This window comes from Solidesulfovibrio aerotolerans, assembly GCF_009856865.1.
Classification (GTDB): Bacteria; Desulfobacterota; Desulfovibrionia; order Desulfovibrionales; family Desulfovibrionaceae; genus Solidesulfovibrio; species Solidesulfovibrio aerotolerans.
The window spans coordinates 1-16,878 of the sequence record NZ_WVUD01000018.1 but is presented as its reverse complement, the minus strand read 5'-3'; the positions used below and the strand labels follow the sequence as shown (position 1 = coordinate 16,878).

Here is a 16,878-nt window from a genome sequence, read left to right as displayed (position 1 = left end):
TCCTTTGCAGGCCGCAAATGCCAAGGGGGAGTTGACCGTTGCCCCGGCGTCCCGTATCGCCAGACGCTTTGCCTGCGGCCGTGGAGGATGGATGCACAAACAAAACGGACTGCTGGCCACCGGGGTGGGATTTCGCGAAATCTGGTCCCTGTCCTGGCCGCAGATCCTTATGATGTTTCTGACATTTTTGATCGGGTTCGTGGACGTGTGGGTCGGCGGTCGCATTGATCGGGAAACGCAAGCCGCCATTGGCGTTTTGGCCCAGGCCATGTTTTTTTTCCAGGTGGTGGCGTCAGCCGTGGCCAATGGGGCCGTGGCCGCCGTCAGCCAGTCCGAAGGCGCGGGCCGCCATTCCCGGGCCAACCGCTATGTCTGGCTGTGTCTGCTGGCCGGCGTGGCGGCCTCGGTGGCCATCCTGCTCTTTGGCCTGCTCACCCGGGATCTTTTTTTGCGTCTGCTCCAGGTGCCTGAATCCATTGTGCCCATGGCCCGGTATTTTCTGACGGTGCTGCTGCTGCTGCTGCCCATCCAGTCCTTTTTCATCATTGCCAACGCACTTTTTCGCGCCCGCCGGCTGGTGATGGTGCCGCTTTTGGCCTGGGGGTTGGCGGCAATCCTTAATACCGTGGGCGATTTCGGTTTTGGCCTGGGGCTTTGGGGCCTGCCGGACTATGGCTATGCCGGGGTGGCCTGGAGCACGTTTGTTTCGGTGACGGCCGGCATGCTTTTTAATTTTGCGGCCCTCCTCCGGGTCGGCATGCTGGATCGCAAGCAGTTTCCGCGCTGGCGCTGGGTGCGCTGCGCCAGTTCGTATCTGATCAAGGTGGCCTGGCCGTCGGGACTCATGCAGATCGTGTGGCATACCGGCTATCTGGTGTTGTTTGCCATCACCGGTTCGCTGCCAAGCGGCAGTGTGGCCGCCCTGGCCGGCATGTCGGCGGGTATGCGCCTGGAATCGATTCTTTTTCTGCCGCCCATGGCCTTTAATTTTACGGCCTCGATCCTGGTAGGCAACCTGATCGGGGCTGGCCAGCCCGAGGCGGCCCGGCGCGTGGGCTACCGCATCGCGGCCGTGGGCGTGGCGGCCATAACGCTTATGGGGCTGGCCTTGTGGCCGTTTTTGCCGCAGGCGGCGGCCTTTTTGTCGCCGGACCCGGAAACGGCGGCCCAGGCGGTCTCCTATCTGCGCTATAACGTGGCAGCCATTCCCTTTACCGTATCCGGCCTTATACTCATCGGGGCCATGACCGGGGCCGGGGCGACGCTGTACACCATGTTCGTCACAGGCGGTTCTATCTGGCTCGTGCGGTTGCCCTTGGCGCTCTATCTGGGGCATAGCCTCCTGGGGCGGGCCGAGGGCGTGTGGATTTCCATGTTCGTTTCCCAGGCCGTGCAGGCGTTGGTATGCCTTGGGGTGTACCGGTACGCCGATTGGGCACGTTTCGGCATGGGCGGCGGCAAGACGAGGAAGGAAGATGCGAGACGGATTTGAGGCGATTTCACTGGCCCGGCGCGACGAATATCTGGAGCGCCTCGCCAAATGCCCGCAGAAAGTGTCAGACTACAGCTTCGGCAATCTCTGGGGTTGGGCCGAAGAATACGGCTTGTCCTGGCGTTTTGGCGAAAGCCATGTGTGGATTTTGCAAACCAAACCCTTTGAAGTGTTCTGGGCACCGGTTGGGCCGTGGACCGATGTGGACTGGAGTGCGTGCCCGTGTCTGGCCCAGGGTTTGGATTTTATCCGGGTGCCGGAGAAGCTGTGCGAAATCCTGTCCGCGGCCATGCCCGACCGGGTACGCACCGAAGAGGCCCGGGATCATGACGACTACGTCTACAGCGTGCCCGAACTGGTGGAGCTTCGCGGCAACAAGTTTCACAAGAAAAAAAATCTGCTCAGCCAGTTCCTGCGTTCCTACAACGCCGAATACAAGACCCTGACCCCGGACTGCGTGGAAGAGACCCTGGAACTCCAGCGCCAATGGTTCGCCTGGCGCGATCCCGAGGATTCCGGGGCACTACTCGCCGAAAACAAGGCCATCGTGCGGGTGTTGCAGTCCTGGGACCGCATGCCGGGGCTGGTTGGCGGCACCATCCGGGTGGACGGCGAAATGATCGCCTATACCGTGGCCGAGGAACTGACCCCGGAAATGCTGGTCATCCATTTCGAGAAGGGCCGTCCGGGCTTTAAGGGCGTCTATCAGGCCATCAACCAACAGTTTTTGGCCGACGCCGGCACACCCTACGCCCTGGTCAACCGCGAGCAGGATTTGGGCGACGAGGGGCTGCGCAAAGCCAAACTGTCGTACAATCCGTGCCAGTATCTCAAAAAATGCAAGGTCTCAGTGGCCCCGGCCGGGTGAGTCCGAAGACGTCTGGAGCACGGCCTGCAGTGCCCGGCCTCCCACCAGGGCCGGCACTGCGGTGCGGCTGGGGCTTGCCTTTTTCAATAAAAAAAACAATGGTGCTCGGTGTTGTTACCACGGCAATTAAAAGAAGGCGGACGCGGCGACAGGCATGGACAACCGACTCAAGGTTCTGGTCGTTGACGACTCCAAAGTCATGCGGGGTATCATCCGCAAGATGCTCGGTTCCGGCGGAACCGAGGTTGTGGAGGCGTGCGACGGCAGGCAGGCCCTTGATGTGTTGGCCGGTCAGTCGGTGGACTGCATCATTTCCGATTGGAACATGCCACGCATGAAAGGCATCGACCTCCTGCGTCGGGTGCGCAGCGACGCCGCCCTGGCCCACACCCCGTTTATCATGGTCACAGCCGAGGCCATGGCCTCCAATCTGGCCGAGGCCGATGCCGCCAACGTCAGTTCCTATCTCACCAAGCCCTTTACCGCTGATGACCTCTGGAGCACCCTGCGCCGCGTTCTGCCCGACCGTCTGGCCGTTGCGCGCACTGCCTGATAGCCCTTCGCCAAGGTTTTTCCCATGTCGTACCGCCTCTCGCCAAAGACGCTGTCGCGTCTGCCCCAATGGTTTTTCTTTCTGGCCACCGTGATCATCGGCGTGGCCTTCGTGCGCTTCTGCCTGGCTGTCGCCGCCGGCCGCGCCGAGGCTGTCGCCCGGCCGGCCGGGGTGGAAGGCTTTTTGCCTATTAGCGCCCTGCTTGGCCTGCGCCGTTTTCTGGCCACCGGCACCTTTGATCCGGTGCATCCGGCCGGGCTGTGGATTCTGCTGGCCGCTATGGCCATGGGCCTTGCCCTTCGCAAGGGCTTTTGCGGCCACATCTGCCCTGTCGGCTTTGTGACCGTGCGCCTGGGCCGGCTGGGGCAGCGCCTGGGTCTGGCCCGCAGCCTGCCCCCGCGCCTGGATGCCGTCCTGGGCCTGCCCAAGTATCTGCTCCTGGCCTTTTTCCTCGTGACGACCTTTTTCGGTATGGGCCTTGCCGACATCGAAGCCTTTCAGCGCTCGGCCTACAACATCACCGCCGACGCCCGGATGCTGCGGTTTTTCACCAACCCCAGCGCCACGGCCGTCACTGTCCTGGCCGTCCTGGCTCTGCTCGGCCTCGTCTTTCGCGGCTCGTTTTGCCGCTGGCTGTGCCCCTACGGCGCGTTGCTCGGCCTTTTGGCCAAAATCGGCCCGACTGCCCTTGTCCGCGACGCCGACGGCTGCACCGGCTGCGGCCGCTGCCGCAAAGCCTGTCCCATGGACATCCCCCTCACGGCCAGCCCCAGACCCATGGACTGCACCGGCTGCGCCTCCTGCGTCGTGGCCTGCCCGCGCCCCACAAGTGCCGTGCGCTTCACCTTCGCCGGCCGCCCCGTGCCCTGGTGGACCACGGCTGTCGGTGCCTGCAGCCTCTTCTTCCTGGCCTGGCTGGCCGCCCACGCCCTGGGGCTGTGGCATTCCTCCCTGCCGCCGGCCATGCTGGCCCGCCTCTACGCCCTGGCCCTGGGCGGTTGACGCCCCCCCCCGCCTGCACCTCTTTTCACTTGCGCCCTATGCTCTTCAAGGATATAGCGAAAACAGTCCTATATTTAAAAAAATCCAAGAGAGAGGGCGCAATGAGCAAGCTCATCAAAGAAGCACAGGAAGCCGGACGGCTGCATATCGACTCGCCGCTGATGGGTGAATCCCTGGTCAGCCGGGCACTGCTCGCCACCCAGGGCCAGCGGGAAGTTTTTCGGATGCATCCCGACGTCAATGTGCTCAAAATCGGCGGCCAGTCCATCATGGACCGGGGTGCCAAGGCGTTGCTGCCGATCCTCGACGAACTGCTCAAGGCCAAGGAAGAACACAAAATCATCCTCATGACCGGCGGCGGCACCCGCGCCCGGCATATCTATAACATCGGCCTGGAACTCGGCATGCCGACCGGCGTTTTGTCCAAACTCGGCGACAAGGTGGCCTCGCAAAACGCCGAAATCCTGTCCGTGCTCCTGGCCAAACACGGCGGCGTGCGCATCGGCCACGGCGATCACCTCGAACAACTCACCATGTTCTGCCAGCTCGGCTATCTGCCCATCACCCCGGGCATCCCGCCCTACGGCTTTTTCGAACACCCGGCCGAAGAAGGCATGATCCCGCCGCACCGCACCGACTCCGGCGCATTCCTGTTGGCCGAAAACATCGGTGCCAAATCGCTGATCTATTTGAAAGACGAAAAAGGCCTCTACAGCGGCGATCCCAAAAAGGCCAAAGATCACGAGAAACTCGAATTTTACGGCCGCCTCTCCGTCTCCGAACTGACAGCCCTTGATCTCGACGACCTCATCGTCGAACGGCCCGTGCTGCGCTTCCTCAAACACAGCAAGTCCATCAAACAGTTCCAGGTCATCGACGCCCTGCGTCATCCCGAGCACATCCTGGCGGCGCTTAACGGCGAACACGTCGGCACGATTATCTACCAGGACGCGTAGGGGAGAAGGTGAGAAGAGAAGAGGCGGAGAAGGGTAGAGAAGCGTAGAGAAGAGAAGGCAGAAGAGGCCTCCGGCGGCCGGGGGGATGATCCCCCCGGACCCCCCAGCGGGAAGGCGGGGCGAGCGGGGAGCGGGGTGGTCGGCGGCGGGAGGCTGTCGAAGATGGGGGCGGCATTTTCGGGCATCGGACTGCCGTCAAAGCCCGGCAACCCGATGCCCGAAAATGCCGCCCCCAAGCTGCCCTCGGCCCCGGAGACGGGGCCGAACAGGTTTGCGAAAGAGCGACAGGACAGGGTGGACGATGGCGTCTGGGCCTGCGCGTTGGGCCGAACAGGCGGGAAGACAGAAGCGGCAGGGCAAGCACTTGGGAGCTTTACCCTCTTCGCCAGCCCATCAAAAATGAATCATTTGCCTGTCCCCTTAGTGCAACGGCGCATTTTCCGGCCAAGCAGAGCGTGGCCGGAAAATGCGCCGTCCCGAAAGGGAGGGTCCGGGAGGGGGTTACCCCCTCCCGGCCGCCGGAGGCATTCTTTTCTTTTCGTCTCTTCTTGTCGCGTCTCTTCTCGCCTTGTCGTCTCTAACCTTACGCGGTCTTCCCGCCGCCGGTGCCGGCCGGGTCGGTGGGCAGATAGACGATATCCGCGCCGATTTCCTTGGCAATGGCTTCCAGTTCGCGCTTGCGGATATGCTCGGCAAAAAACTTGATGTCGCCTGTGGCGGCCACCACGCGGAACCGAGGCTTTTTTTCACCCTGTTCGATCTTGCGGCGCTCACGCGCAAAAATCTTCGCCATGTCGTCCTCCGATGGGCCGATTGCCCTGTTGGGATGTTGAGATTAACATATGTGCTTGTAGTATCTATGTCAAGGAGTGGGAACGATGTCCGAGAAAATTGGCGGCGGCAAGCAGGAGCGCTACATGCAGCCCTCGATTCTGATGGCGCTTTTAGATGGCCGGTCGCACGGCTATGAGCTGTTGCAACATATCGGAGAGTATGGATTTTTAAAGGGCGATGCGCCGCCGGGCATGATCTACCGGCATTTGCGCCAGATGGAAGACGAGGGGCTGGTGGCGTCCGAGTGGGACGCGACGGGGTCAGGCCCGGCCAAGCGGGTGTATGTCGTGACCGACGCGGGCCGCGAGGTGCTCGACGCCTGGGTGGGGTATATGGAGCGTCAGGCTAAAGGGTTGTTGGCCTTTGTGGAGCGGTATCGCAGCCGCGGCTAACGGACTTGGACTCGCGCACTTGAAAAACTTTTCCCATCAAGGGGGTCCGGGGGGGATTATCCCCCCCGGCCGCCGGAGGCATCTTCTGCCTTCCCCCCAGGGGAGCGGGGCAGCGCCCCGCTTCTCGCTATGCCGCTTTGTCGCCGCGTTTGCCGAGGGCGGCGATCCAGCGGCCGTCGCCGTTGGCGCGCACTTGCAGCACGGCCTGGCCGGCCAGCAGCGAGGGCCGCAGCCAGCCGCCGGTGGCGATCAGGTCGTTTGGCAGCGGAGTCAGCGGATCGCGGTCCACCGAGGCCACCTGGATGCCGCGCGTCAGCAACTCACCCACGGTCACGGTGGCCGGCAAGGATCGCATGTCGCCCAGCTCGATAAACCGGCCGCACCAGCCATGGCGGGTCAGCCCCACGGCCGCGGCCGCGCCGATAAGCCCGTCGTTGGTGCCGCCGACGCCGGCGAGCAGGATACCCGACGCGGCGGCCATGGCCTGATCCTGGCGCACGACGCCGCCGTTGCAGGCCAGGGCAAAGGCCACCAGTTCATCGGCAACGGCCCGGCGTTCGGCCAGGCACACGCCCGGATCGCTGCCTTGGGGCGCGAACTGGACCAGATAGTTGCAGGCGGCCTCGAACAGCGGCCGGCCGAGGGCCGGGTCATCGGTTTCGATGACGGCGCAGGCCGAACTGTTGTTGCTGGTAAAGGGGATTTCCGGCCGTTTGGGCAGTTGGTGGCGCAGCACAGCCTGCAAGCGGTAGGTTTCGGGCAGGGTGGCGCAGAAATCGCGGATGGTGCGACCTGTGCCCTTGGGCGAAGTTTTGGTGTCGGTGTCGTCGAAGCCGAGATAGAAGACAAAGCCTGCATCGTGTAGGGTCATGGCCCCTCCTTTGACGAGCCGCACGCTCTCGCCGGGTGGAGGGGCCTTGTACCACGCTGCTGTCTGTAGCGGCAATCTTAACCGTTAATAATAACTTGTATTATTTATGGCACAAGAACTAGCGCGGCTTCTGGCCGGTGCTGGACAGCGTTTCCTTGCCAGTAATGTGGTTCATGGAAAAGCCGCCCTGGTAGATGACGCCGGTCACCGTATCCATGATGTATTCCTGTTCGCCGTTGGCGATGTACTGGAAGCGGCCGACGCTGCGGCCTTCGGCGTAGAGGAAGAGAAAGCAGGCGACGGCGGCCAGCACGGCCAGTTTGAAGGCGATGTCGATAAAATCCTTAAGGCTTTGGGGCATAAAAGGCACTCCTCTCAGGTCAGGACGCTGGGGCGTCCTCGTCGCGGGCCAGGCCGTATTTGCGGATGCGGTAGCCGATCTGGCGCAAGGTCAGGCCCAACTCCCGGGCCGCCCGGGACTGCACCCAGCCATGGCGTTCCAGGGCGTTTAAGACCTGCTGGCGTTCCATGTCGCGCAGCTCGGCCGCGTCCTCGGGCAGGACCGGCGGGCGTTCGCCTTCGGTCAGCGCTTCGGGCGGAATGTCGGCAATGTCGATGCGATCTTCCGGCGCGGTCACAGCCAGGCGGGCCAGCATGCGTTGCATTTCGCTGATGTTGCCGGGCCAGTCGTAGGTTTCCAGCGCCCGCAGGGCCTTGGAGGTCAGGGTCATACGCCGCCCGCCCCGGGCTGCTTCCTGGGACAGCAGTTGGTCAAGCAGGGCCGGGATGTCTTCGCGCCGCTCGCGCAGGCTTGGCGTGCGGATGGCCAGCGGCACAGCCGCCAGGGCCAACTCCGGGGGCAAACCGCTGGCCGGGGCCTGGAAAGCCAGTCGCGTGGTGCAATGGCGCAGCCGGCCGCCGCCTAAGCGCGTGAACGTCCCGGTGCGCAGATACCCGGCGAGGCGTTCGGCGATATCCGGGTGCAGCCGTTGCGCGTCCTCGATAAGCAGCATGCCGCCGTCGGTTTCTTCCAAAAGGCCCGGCCCTGTGCCTCCGGCAAAACCCTGGGCGCCGCCGAAAAGCCGCTGCCCGGCAGCGAGAGGTGTTTCTTCCCCGGCCGCAGCAAACACGGCAAAGGGATGCACCGCCCGGGGTGAGAGTTCGTGGATGAGCCGGGCCAGGACCGCCCGCCCCGATCCAGGCTCGCCGATAAGCAGCACCGGCGCATCGGACAGGGCTGCCCGGTCCGCCTCGGCCCGAAGTTGGCGCATGGCAGGCCCTTGGCCGTCGGAAAAGACATGGCGGTAGCGCAGCGAAACCTTGGAGCGCAGAAAAACCAGCTCCCGGGTCAGTTCGGCGCTCTGGGCCAGGGCTGTGCCGGCCAGATCGGTCATGCCGCCGATCAAGCCGGCGATCAGCACCGCTGTCTGCAACTCCTGGGTCAGCGTCGCCTCGCCGCCGAGCAGCGCATCGGCAAAAAACCAGCCGCAACCGCTCCCCCCGACCACCACCGGCGCGGCCAACATGGCCGCCTGCTCCCTGGAAGCGTCGATGACGCCGTCGGCATCGGCCACAATCGCCGCCGCCCCCCGCCGCAAGACCCGTGCCCGCAAGGCATGACGACCGCGCTCCAGCGAGGCCGATAGAATAAGGCTCATATCCGGGGTACCCAGGCTGGCCCGGATGGCCGGCCGGTCATTGGCATCGATGAGCACCACGGCGGCATGCTGCAAGGCCGGCGTTTCGGCCAGGGCGGCCAAAAGCCCGGCCAGCAAGGCGTCCAGACTGCGTCCGGTGTCCTCGGCCAGGGCCAGGCCGTCCACAGCCCGACGCAGCACAGCGAAACTCACGGCATCCATGGCGATAATTCTCCCTTCTGCAACGCCGCGCGAGCAGCGCAGCACAGTCGCGTTGTCGGGGCCTTTGTTCCAGCTTTGCCGCCGGGAAGTCAATGCCGGCAAGCTCCCCCGGGATGCTGGCCCGGAGCCTGCCAGGGTTTTGCCCTGGACCAAACGGTTCCCGGGTCCAGGACAGAACCCTGGCGGAGAGGCCAAGGCAGTGCCTCTCTTGGCAGGGTCTGGGGCAAAGCCCCAAGCCCAACTATTTTGCCACAGCGATGCGGCCGTCCAGTTCCAGGTGCAGCGGGCTGTGGGTGCCGAGCCATGAGGCCACGAGATCGACGGTGGCCGGGCCGTCGTTTTCGACGTCGCGGCCGTTTTTGTGAAACATTGTGTAGCCGTCGCCGCCGCGAAAGAGGAAGTCGCTGATGGCTAGGCGGTAGTCGGCGGCGGGGTTTAACGGAGAGAAGGTGCCGTTGGCGTCGGCGGTGGCGATGGCGACGATACGGCTGCCGGCGGGGTTGGCCGGATTATAGGTATAAGTCAAGCCGGCGACTTGCGGGAAGCGGCCGGTGCCGTCGGTGGCACCGACGTTGGCAACGCCGTGTTCCAGGGCGGCTTTGAGCTCGGCCCCGGTCAGGGTGAGGACGATGAGGGTATTGGCGAAGGGGTAGGCGGTGAGCGCGTCGCCCAGGGTTATTGTGCCGGGGGCGATGCCGGCGCGGATGCTGCCGCCGTTGGCCAGGGCGATGGTTGCGCCGAAACGGCGGCCGCCGGCCAGCAGGGCTTCGGCCAGCACATCGCCGGCGGCGCATTCTTCCTGGCGGCACATGGCGGCACCCAGCGGGGTGTCGGTCTGGCCGATGACGGTGGCCCGGAACGCGTCCAGGGGTTTGGCGAAGCGGTCCACCTCGGCCAACGTGGCGGGATCTTCGGGCATGGCGGCGTCAAGGCGCACGGGGTTGCCGTCAAAGGAGGCGATCTGGCCGTCGGCGTCGAAGGAGGCGTGGGCCACGCCCAGGTAGCGGCCCCAGGAGCCGGCGGTGACGATGCGTGTTTTGCCGCCGTCCGGGCCGTCGATAACGAGAGGGCAGGGGCCGACGGCTTCGGGGGCGTCATTGGCCAGAAGCACGTGGCTGTGGCCGCCGACGATGATATCGATGCCGGGCACGGCGGCGGCGAGTTTTTTATCTCCCGTAAGGCCCAGGTGGCTCAGGACAATGATGCTGGAGACGCCCTGGGCTTTGAGCGCGGCCAGGGCTTTTTTGACCGGCCCGGCCGCAGCGGCAAAGGTCACGTTTGGGCCAGGGCTGGACATCTGGGCGGTTTTGGGCTGGCCCAGGCCGATGATCCCGACTTTTTTCCCGTCGAATTCGCGAACGTTATACGGCGCGATCAAGCCTTTGAGGTCAGGCGAGGCCGTGACATCGACGTTTGCCCCGAGCATGGGGAACTTGAGGGACCGAATAAAATTCGCCAAAGTGGCCGGGCCGTCGTCGAATTCGTGATTACCCAGGGTCATGGCATCGTAGCCCAGGCGGTTCATGAAAAAGGCCGAGGCTTCGCCTTTGTATTTGGTGAAAAAAAGCGTCCCCTGGAACTGGTCGCCGGCGTCGAGCAGCAGGATGTTGCCGCCCTTGGCCCGCTGCCGGGCCACTGCCGTGGCCAGCCGGGCCGCGCCGCCCTGGCATTTGCCGGCCGCGTCTTTGGCCTTGTCGCAAAACGCCCCGAATTCGTCGAAGGAGGCCAGATGGGCGTGGATGTCGTTGGTGTGCAGGATGGTCAGGGTCAGGTCGTCCCCGGCCAGGGCGGTTGCAGCCACCAGGAGCAGCATCCCGACAAACGGTCCAACGCGCTTAAATAGCAGCATGTTTTCCTCTCCGAAGGTTGTTCGGTTTTTGACCGGGCCAAACAGAAGAAACCACTTGACAAGATGGACAAAATCGAATTTTTAACTCGATATCAGGAGATAACAAGAATGATCGACGAAATCGACCGCCGGATTCTGATGATCCTTCAGGACAATGCGCGCACGTCCAACGCCGACATTGCCCGGGCTGTGGCCATGGCCCCTTCGGCGGTGCTGGAGCGGGTGCGCAAGCTGGAGCGCAAGGGCGTCATCACCGGCTACGAGGCCCGCATCGATCCGTCCAAAGTCGAATTGGACCTGACCGCCTTCACTTTCGTCAAGACCGACGAGCCGGTGGGGGCCATCGACACCGGCCAGCAATTGGCCGGCGTGCCCGGGGTCCAGGAAGTCCATTATGTGGCCGGGACGGCTGCTTACCTGATCAAGGTGCGCGCCCCGGACACCAGGTCGCTGGCCGATCTGCTCAAGGTTATTGGCCGGCTTTCCACCGTGCGCGACACCAATACCACGGTGGTGCTGCAAACCGTCAAGGAAACAGGTGCGCTGCCGCTCGGCGCGCTGCCGCAACCGGGAGAATAATGATGCAATCGCAGCTCGACGAGGCCATCCGCCAGCGCGGCAAGGCCTTTTTCGCCAGCATCCGGGGTGAGTCGCCTTCCATTTTCAACAAGGGCTTCTGGACCGGCAAGGTCATGGACTGGGCCATGCAGAACGAGGCCTTTAAGGTCCAGCTGTTCCGGTTCGTGGATGTTTTGCCCTATCTGACCACCTCGGACAACCTTTCGCGGCACATCGAGGAATATTTTTCCGGCGGCGACGCCGGGGATATTCCGCCGGTGCTCAAGTGGGGGGCGGAAAAGTCGGGCATGTTCGGGGGGGTGGCGGCCAAGCTCATGGGCAAGGCCATCCGCTCCAATATCGAGGGCATGGCGCGCCAGTTTATCGTGGGCGAAAAGACCAAGGAAGCCGTTAAAAATATTGCCAAGATCCGCAAGGACGGTTTTGCCTTCACCGTCGATCTGCTGGGCGAAGCGACCGTGTCCGAGGGCGAATCCGACGCCTACCGCGACGGCTATCTGGAAGTACTGGACGGCATTGCCGCCGAGCAAGGCTCCTGGAAGCCCTTTGGCACGGGTGGTGGGGGCCTCGACTGGGGCAGCGCCCCCCGGGTCAATGCGTCGATCAAGCCTTCGGCACTCTTTTCCCAGGCCAAGCCCATGGATTTCGAGGGGTCTGTCGAGGGTATCCTGGCCCGCATGCGGCCGGTCTACCGCAAGATTGTGGCCCTTGGCGGCGCGTTTTGCATCGACATGGAGCAGGTCAAATACAAAGACATCACCATTGAGCTGTTTAAGCGCCTGCGCAGCGAACCGGAATTTCGCGACTATCCGCATCTGTCCATCGTGTTGCAGGCCTATCTGCGCGACACCGAGCATGATTTAAACGGGCTGATCGAGTGGGGCCGCGCCCAGGGGCTGCCCTTTGGCATTCGCCTCGTCAAGGGCGCGTACTGGGACTACGAGACAGTGGTGGCCAAGCAAATGGGCTGGCCCGTGCCGGTGTGGACCAAAAAGCCCGAGTCCGACATCGCCTATGAAAAGCTCTCGCGCATTATCCTGGAAAACAGCGATCTGATTTATTTTCAGTGCGCCTCCCACAACATCCGCACCATTGCCAGCGTCATGGAGACGGCTTCGGAACTGGGCGTGGCCGATGCGCGCTTTGAGTTCCAGGCGCTTTACGGCATGGCCGAGCCGGTGCGCAAAGGGCTGCTCAAAGTCGCTGGCCGGGTGCGTCTCTATTGCCCCTACGGCGAACTGCTGCCGGGCATGGCCTATCTGGTGCGGCGGCTGCTGGAAAACACGGCCAACGAATCGTTTTTGCGCCTGAGCTTTGCCGACGGCGAAGCCGAGGACGTGCTGCTGGAAAATCCGGAAAAGACCCTGGCGCGCGAACTGACCCGCCAGTCCATGCGCGAACCGGCCACGCCGGCGGCCATCGACGGTCTGACCGCCTTTCGGGGCGAGCCGCTGGCCGATTTCACCCTGGCCGATCTGCGCTCGGCCTTTCCGGCGGCCATTGCCGCCGTGCGGGCCAAGGCCGGCCAGACCATCCCGCTCGCCATCGGCGGCAAACTGATCGAGACGAGCGACCGCATCCCCACCGTCAATCCGGCCGACCCGGACGAAGTGCTGGCCAATGTTTGTCAGGCCGGCATTGCCGAAGTGGACGCCGCCATTGCCGCGGCCAAGGCCGCTCATGGTCCCTGGCGCGACAAGACGCCGCGTGAGCGCGCCGACGTGCTGCTCAAAGCCGCCGCCATCGCCCGGCGCGAGATCGTGGCTTTGTCTGCCGTCCAGGTCCTGGAAGTCGGCAAGCAGTGGGATCAGGCTTATAATGACGTGGGCGAGGCCATTGATTTCCTGGAATACTATGCCCGCGAGGCCATCCGTCTGGGCACGCCGCGCCGCATGGGCCGGGAGCCGGGCGAGAAGAACCACCTGTTCTACGAAGCCAAGGGCGTGGCCGCTGTCATCGCGCCCTGGAATTTCCCGCTGGCCATTTCGCTCGGCATGACCTCGGCGGCCATCGTCACCGGCAATACCGTTGTTTTCAAGCCCTCAAGTCTGGCCTCGCTCATCGGCCACGGCATGGTGGCCATTTTCAAGGAAGCGGGCCTGCCGGACGGGGTGTTCAACTTCTGCCCCGGTCGCGGCTCGGTCATGGGCGACTATCTGGTCGAGCATCCGGCGATCAGCACCATTGCCTTCACCGGCTCCATGGACGTGGGCCTTCGCATCATCGAGAAGGCGGCCAAGGTGCAGCCCGGCCAGGAGTATTGCAAGCGGGTCATCGCCGAGATGGGCGGCAAGAACGCCATCATCGTGGATGATGACGCCGACCTCGACGAAGCGGTCCTGGGCGTTGCCTATTCGGCCTTTGGCTTCCAGGGCCAGAAGTGCTCGGCCTGCTCAAGGGTCATCGTGGTCGATTCCATCTATGAGCGCTTCACGGCGCGCCTCAAAGAGGCCTGCGAGTGCTTGAAGATCGGGCCGTCCGAAGACCCGCAAAACGCCATGGGACCGGTGGTGGACGCTTCGCAGCAGGCCAAGGTGCGCGAATATGCGGCGCTGGCCCGCCAGGAAGGCAAAGTGCTGGTCGAGCGTACGGTGGACGGCAAGGGCTATTTCGCGCCGCTGGTGGTGGTGGAGGGCATCCGCCCGGAACACCGGCTGGCCCAGGAAGAGATTTTCGGGCCGGTGCTGTCGGTCATGCGGGCCAAGGACTTTGACGAGGCCATCGCCTGGGCGGTTGGCACGCGCTATGCGCTGACCGGCGGCGTCTACAGCCGCAGCCCGCGCCATCTGGAAAAGGCGCGCAAAGAGTTTCGCGTTGGCAACCTGTATCTCAACCGCAACAGCGTCGGGGCCATGGTCGGCCGCCAGCCCTTTGGCGGCTCCAAGATGTCGGGCGTGGGTTCCAAGGCCGGCGGCCCGGATTATCTGCTGCAATTCGTCGATCCGCGCGTGGTGACGGAAAATACTATCCGTCGCGGCTTTACGCCCATTGATGCGGATGACGAGTGGGTGGAGTAGGGCGCGACGCGCGGCGCGAAGCCGTGAAGCTGCGATAATGAGACAATGAAAAGCCGGGGGCGGAGGACCGCTCCCGGCTTTTTTTATTTGGGGGAGGGGGAGCGGCCAGCGCCTTGACTTTCCTGTCGGCCTTGGCCCAATGTGAAGCACAATCCATCCTCAGGAGTCGCCGCATGAAACGCCTGCCTGTCCTGTGTCTGCTGTTCTCGCTGTGTCTGCTGCCGGGCTGTTCGCTGTTCGGCCCATCCGACGCCGACGTGGAACTGGCCTTTCGCAGCGCCGTGCAGCGCAACGACATTCTTGGTCTTTTGAGCAACGCCGTGCCCATCGAGCGCTTCATTGTGGACAAGAAAGAGAGCAAGGGCGACGGCGTCTACGAAGCCACGGTGACCATCGTCGCCTCCGCCAACCTCGGCCCGGTATCCGTGGGCGGGACCAGACAGACGGTGCTGCGGCTTAAAAAAGTGGACGACCGCTGGGTGGTGTTGCAGTAGGGGGCGGCGGGTGATTGTCTTTGATGAAAGGTTTCTGTATATTGGCGGGCATGAAACGCGAAGACGAAACCGGCTTGCCGGAAATGCGTGACCGAACGCCTCGCTCAAGGAAATAGGTTCTGAAATTATTGTTGCTCAATGTAAGGGAAAGTTAAATACCACATTTTCAATAGAACAAAAATCAGGCGAGACAAATAATTTTATTATGCTATAGTTTGAGATAGCTTATCGTGGTTTTGATTGTTTTCCAAGGCTGGACGCCGGATAATTCGCCAACAGCAAGTGATACAATGATTACGCCAATGCCAAAGAGGAACCGGAAAAAGAATTTTTTTGCCTGCACAAATCCGACTACTCCTTGCCACGCATTTGAATTCGAGGATGTGTCAACAACTGACAAATATCTGTACACTGTAAGTCCAGCATACCCCCATCCGCCGAAAAATATTAACCAATAACATATCAAAAGGGCTCGTTTCGTTTTGCTGTAGTCGCTTTCGAGTGTATTATTTTTTTGTTCTAATTTTTCATTTTGTTCACGTAGTTGCTTGTTCAGCGTAAACAAGGCCTCTTTTTCAAAGGGTGTGCCAAAATGAGGACTCATGGGATTTGCAGGCGGTTTCCTTGATTCCTCGGAGATGCTGTTAAAAGAACCGTTGTCGCCAAGCGCTAGCGGGAGCTTTGAAACAGGCAGAGTCTTTATATCATCTTTTAAATAGTCAATATCGGCAAAATAGCTTTGTTCTATTTCTGAAAAGCATCCGAATAGATTGAACCTGTTTAAATATTCCCAAGGAAATAATTTAGGAGAACAATGGAAGAAGAATACAATCTGGTCAGCTGCGTTTTCTCCAAGCTTAGCTATTTCTGCAACTAATCCAATCTCATGTGGTGATGTTAAGTTTATAAGGACTAGGTCATTGTCAGCAATTTTTGCTTGTATTAACTTTTTTATGGTGGTTAGAGGCTGCTGCATGCGCACTTCTGTGATGAAAGAAACTTCCTTGCCAACTAGCTCTTTGCGATAAAAAGTTTCAATACTATTCTTTCTTGCCGGAGGAACCCAACTGTCAATAAAATTTACAACGCATATCTTCTTTGCCATTTTATATCTAGATTTTATGTCGCTTGTTTCATGAATTTTTGTCATTGCTGTGCGTGTTATTTCTTTGTAAAAATTGTCTATGCTTTCGTAATTTTCTTCAACAAGAAACTGGGGCATAAAAAAGTCAGGATCATAATTTGAGGTAAATGCTTTTGGAAACAGGGAGTGTTTGCCCCCTTCGTGAAACAATTCAGCTTTCAGTTTTATTATGCGTTTTACAGAGTCTCTAAGTTGAGATACAGGTGCGCCCTTTTCCTTAAAGGCTGAAACTAATGTGTTGTATACTTTATCAATATCGTCAAAGTGTAGCGAAGAATCTTTTTTGTTTCCACTTACCGAGCACAGTAAGATCATATCATGCCCAGCGAGAAGTGAACGATAAACTAAATCAGAAAGGTTTGGAATTTTTTCCTGGCGCATATAGTCAGAAATAGCCGTCATAGAACTCAAGTCATCTGTCATAACGACATGATCATCAAAACCAAGCGCCTGATAGCTGTCGTCGCCTATAGAAACAGTATTTGCGCCGCGCAGAGTATCATGGACTAGCAGTTTTGATGTTGTAACGAATCGATGGGCAGCGTTTTTTATTATAGGAAATACAATGTGCGCGGTCATGATACCATCTAGATAATCTTTCAAGCTGGGGTACGGAATAATTTCTTTGATTAATTCGCTGTAGCCTTTATAGCTAACTGGTAGGCCGTAGTGAGGGCTGATAGATATGCCGATATGGCCAGGGAAGTGCTTTCCGATCACAGCCACTTTCCCATGGCGTAATCCATTTATATAATGTGATGAATTCGATAGGATAGAGCACGCATCTCCTCCAAAAACTCTATTGAAAGTGATGCCTCGCTTTTCACAGCTATATTGTTGATCATTACTGTCCGGCTAAGAAAAGGCTTGACGCCTGAAAGCGACAACTGGTGCAAGCTCATGATGCCTTTCCACTTAGGCGATCAATTTTGAAAAAATGGCATAAATTGCCATGACATCAAGTTCAA

The 16,878-nt window shown here is 60.7% G+C and carries 15 protein-coding genes; 9 read left to right on the top strand and 6 right to left on the bottom strand.

Annotation, left to right across the window (positions count from 1 at the left end; all coding sequences use genetic code 11):
* Positions 1 to 91: 91 nt before the first annotated feature.
* From GTA51_RS11060 to GTA51_RS11040, 5 genes are all read left to right on the top strand, one after another.
* Positions 92 to 1,492: an MATE family efflux transporter gene (locus GTA51_RS11060; RefSeq protein WP_160961084.1), complete on the top strand. Its 1,401-nt coding sequence runs from the start codon at positions 92 to 94 to the stop codon at positions 1,490 to 1,492.
* Positions 1,476 to 2,360 carry a DUF2156 domain-containing protein gene (locus GTA51_RS11055; RefSeq protein ID WP_160961082.1) on the top strand — a complete coding sequence of 295 codons (885 nt, stop codon included), beginning with the start codon at positions 1,476 to 1,478 and terminating at the stop codon, positions 2,358 to 2,360. Before GTA51_RS11060 ends, GTA51_RS11055 begins: the two co-directional genes overlap by 17 nt.
* A 154-nt stretch (positions 2,361 to 2,514) precedes the next feature.
* Complete coding sequence (locus GTA51_RS11050) at positions 2,515 to 2,913, top strand: response regulator (RefSeq protein WP_160961081.1); 399 nt, start codon at positions 2,515 to 2,517, stop codon at positions 2,911 to 2,913.
* Positions 2,914 to 2,937: 24 nt separating this feature from the next.
* Positions 2,938 to 3,915, top strand: coding sequence for a 4Fe-4S binding protein (locus tag GTA51_RS11045; RefSeq protein WP_160961079.1), 978 nt, complete (start codon positions 2,938 to 2,940; stop codon positions 3,913 to 3,915).
* Positions 3,916 to 4,016: 101 nt separating this feature from the next.
* Positions 4,017 to 4,871 carry an amino acid kinase family protein gene (locus GTA51_RS11040; protein WP_160961077.1) on the top strand — a complete coding sequence of 285 codons (855 nt, stop codon included), beginning with the start codon at positions 4,017 to 4,019 and terminating at the stop codon, positions 4,869 to 4,871.
* A gap of 583 nt (positions 4,872 to 5,454) precedes the next feature.
* Here GTA51_RS11040 and GTA51_RS11035 read toward each other — a convergent pair.
* Positions 5,455 to 5,664, bottom strand: a complete 210-nt coding sequence (locus tag GTA51_RS11035) for a hypothetical protein (protein ID WP_024824322.1) — start codon at positions 5,662 to 5,664, stop codon at positions 5,455 to 5,457.
* An 85-nt stretch (positions 5,665 to 5,749) separates the two neighbouring features.
* On the opposite strand from GTA51_RS11035, the gene GTA51_RS11030 reads away from it, so the two are divergent.
* Complete coding sequence (locus GTA51_RS11030) at positions 5,750 to 6,097, top strand: helix-turn-helix transcriptional regulator (RefSeq protein ID WP_160961076.1); 348 nt, start codon at positions 5,750 to 5,752, stop codon at positions 6,095 to 6,097.
* 127 nt (positions 6,098 to 6,224) lie between these two features.
* On the opposite strand, the gene GTA51_RS11025 is transcribed toward GTA51_RS11030, so the two are convergent.
* The 4 genes from GTA51_RS11025 to GTA51_RS11010 form a co-directional block, all read right to left on the bottom strand.
* Positions 6,225 to 6,968, bottom strand: a complete 744-nt coding sequence (locus tag GTA51_RS11025; protein ID WP_160961074.1) for a hypothetical protein — start codon at positions 6,966 to 6,968, stop codon at positions 6,225 to 6,227.
* Positions 6,969 to 7,086: 118 nt separating this feature from the next.
* Entirely contained in the window at positions 7,087 to 7,329 is a 243-nt protein-coding gene (locus GTA51_RS11020) for a hypothetical protein (protein ID WP_160961073.1), read from the bottom strand.
* A gap of 19 nt (positions 7,330 to 7,348) precedes the next feature.
* Entirely contained in the window at positions 7,349 to 8,827 is a 1,479-nt protein-coding gene (locus GTA51_RS11015; RefSeq protein ID WP_160961071.1) for an AAA-type ATPase lid domain-containing protein, read from the bottom strand.
* A 241-nt stretch (positions 8,828 to 9,068) separates the two neighbouring features.
* A complete protein-coding gene (locus tag GTA51_RS11010; RefSeq protein WP_160961070.1) occupies positions 9,069 to 10,676 on the bottom strand; it encodes a bifunctional metallophosphatase/5'-nucleotidase in 1,608 nt (535 codons plus the stop codon).
* A gap of 108 nt (positions 10,677 to 10,784) precedes the next feature.
* Here GTA51_RS11010 and GTA51_RS11005 point away from each other — a divergent pair, with 108 nt between their 5' ends.
* The 3 genes from GTA51_RS11005 (at position 10,785) to GTA51_RS10995 (ending at position 14,766) form a co-directional block, all read left to right on the top strand.
* Positions 10,785 to 11,255, top strand: coding sequence for an Lrp/AsnC family transcriptional regulator (locus tag GTA51_RS11005; RefSeq protein WP_160961068.1), 471 nt, complete (start codon positions 10,785 to 10,787; stop codon positions 11,253 to 11,255).
* 2 nt (positions 11,256 to 11,257) lie between these two features.
* Complete coding sequence (locus GTA51_RS11000) at positions 11,258 to 14,272, top strand: proline dehydrogenase family protein (protein ID WP_160961178.1); 3,015 nt, start codon at positions 11,258 to 11,260, stop codon at positions 14,270 to 14,272.
* A 173-nt stretch (positions 14,273 to 14,445) separates the two neighbouring features.
* Positions 14,446 to 14,766: a hypothetical protein gene (locus tag GTA51_RS10995; protein WP_160961067.1), complete on the top strand. Its 321-nt coding sequence runs from the start codon at positions 14,446 to 14,448 to the stop codon at positions 14,764 to 14,766.
* Positions 14,767 to 14,974: 208 nt separating this feature from the next.
* Here GTA51_RS10995 and GTA51_RS10990 read toward each other — a convergent pair whose 3' ends face one another.
* On the bottom strand, positions 14,975 to 16,723 hold the full coding sequence (locus tag GTA51_RS10990) for a glycoside hydrolase family 3 N-terminal domain-containing protein (RefSeq protein WP_160961177.1): 1,749 nt from the start codon (positions 16,721 to 16,723) through the stop codon (positions 14,975 to 14,977).
* Positions 16,724 to 16,878 lie beyond the last annotated feature (155 nt).

Bases quoted from the DNA above. Each gene is read 5' to 3' on its own strand.
- GTA51_RS11035 (WP_024824322.1), bottom strand. From the start codon at position 5,664: ATGGCGAAGATTTTTGCGCGTGAGCGCCGCAAGATCGAACAGGGTGAA.
- GTA51_RS11020 (WP_160961073.1), bottom strand. From the start codon at position 7,329: ATGCCCCAAAGCCTTAAGGATTTTATCGACATCGCCTTCAAACTGGCC.
- GTA51_RS10995 (WP_160961067.1), top strand. From the start codon at position 14,446: ATGAAACGCCTGCCTGTCCTGTGTCTGCTGTTCTCGCTGTGTCTGCTG.
- GTA51_RS11055 (WP_160961082.1), top strand. From the start codon at position 1,476: ATGCGAGACGGATTTGAGGCGATTTCACTGGCCCGGCGCGACGAATAT.
- GTA51_RS11010 (WP_160961070.1), bottom strand. From the start codon at position 10,676: ATGCTGCTATTTAAGCGCGTTGGACCGTTTGTCGGGATGCTGCTCCTG.
- GTA51_RS11000 (WP_160961178.1), top strand. From the start codon at position 11,258: ATGCAATCGCAGCTCGACGAGGCCATCCGCCAGCGCGGCAAGGCCTTT.
- GTA51_RS11015 (WP_160961071.1), bottom strand. From the start codon at position 8,827: ATGGATGCCGTGAGTTTCGCTGTGCTGCGTCGGGCTGTGGACGGCCTG.
- GTA51_RS11045 (WP_160961079.1), top strand. From the start codon at position 2,938: ATGTCGTACCGCCTCTCGCCAAAGACGCTGTCGCGTCTGCCCCAATGG.
- GTA51_RS11060 (WP_160961084.1), top strand. From the start codon at position 92: ATGCACAAACAAAACGGACTGCTGGCCACCGGGGTGGGATTTCGCGAA.
- GTA51_RS11005 (WP_160961068.1), top strand. From the start codon at position 10,785: ATGATCGACGAAATCGACCGCCGGATTCTGATGATCCTTCAGGACAAT.
- GTA51_RS11050 (WP_160961081.1), top strand. From the start codon at position 2,515: ATGGACAACCGACTCAAGGTTCTGGTCGTTGACGACTCCAAAGTCATG.
- GTA51_RS11040 (WP_160961077.1), top strand. From the start codon at position 4,017: ATGAGCAAGCTCATCAAAGAAGCACAGGAAGCCGGACGGCTGCATATC.
- GTA51_RS11025 (WP_160961074.1), bottom strand. From the start codon at position 6,968: ATGACCCTACACGATGCAGGCTTTGTCTTCTATCTCGGCTTCGACGAC.
- GTA51_RS11030 (WP_160961076.1), top strand. From the start codon at position 5,750: ATGTCCGAGAAAATTGGCGGCGGCAAGCAGGAGCGCTACATGCAGCCC.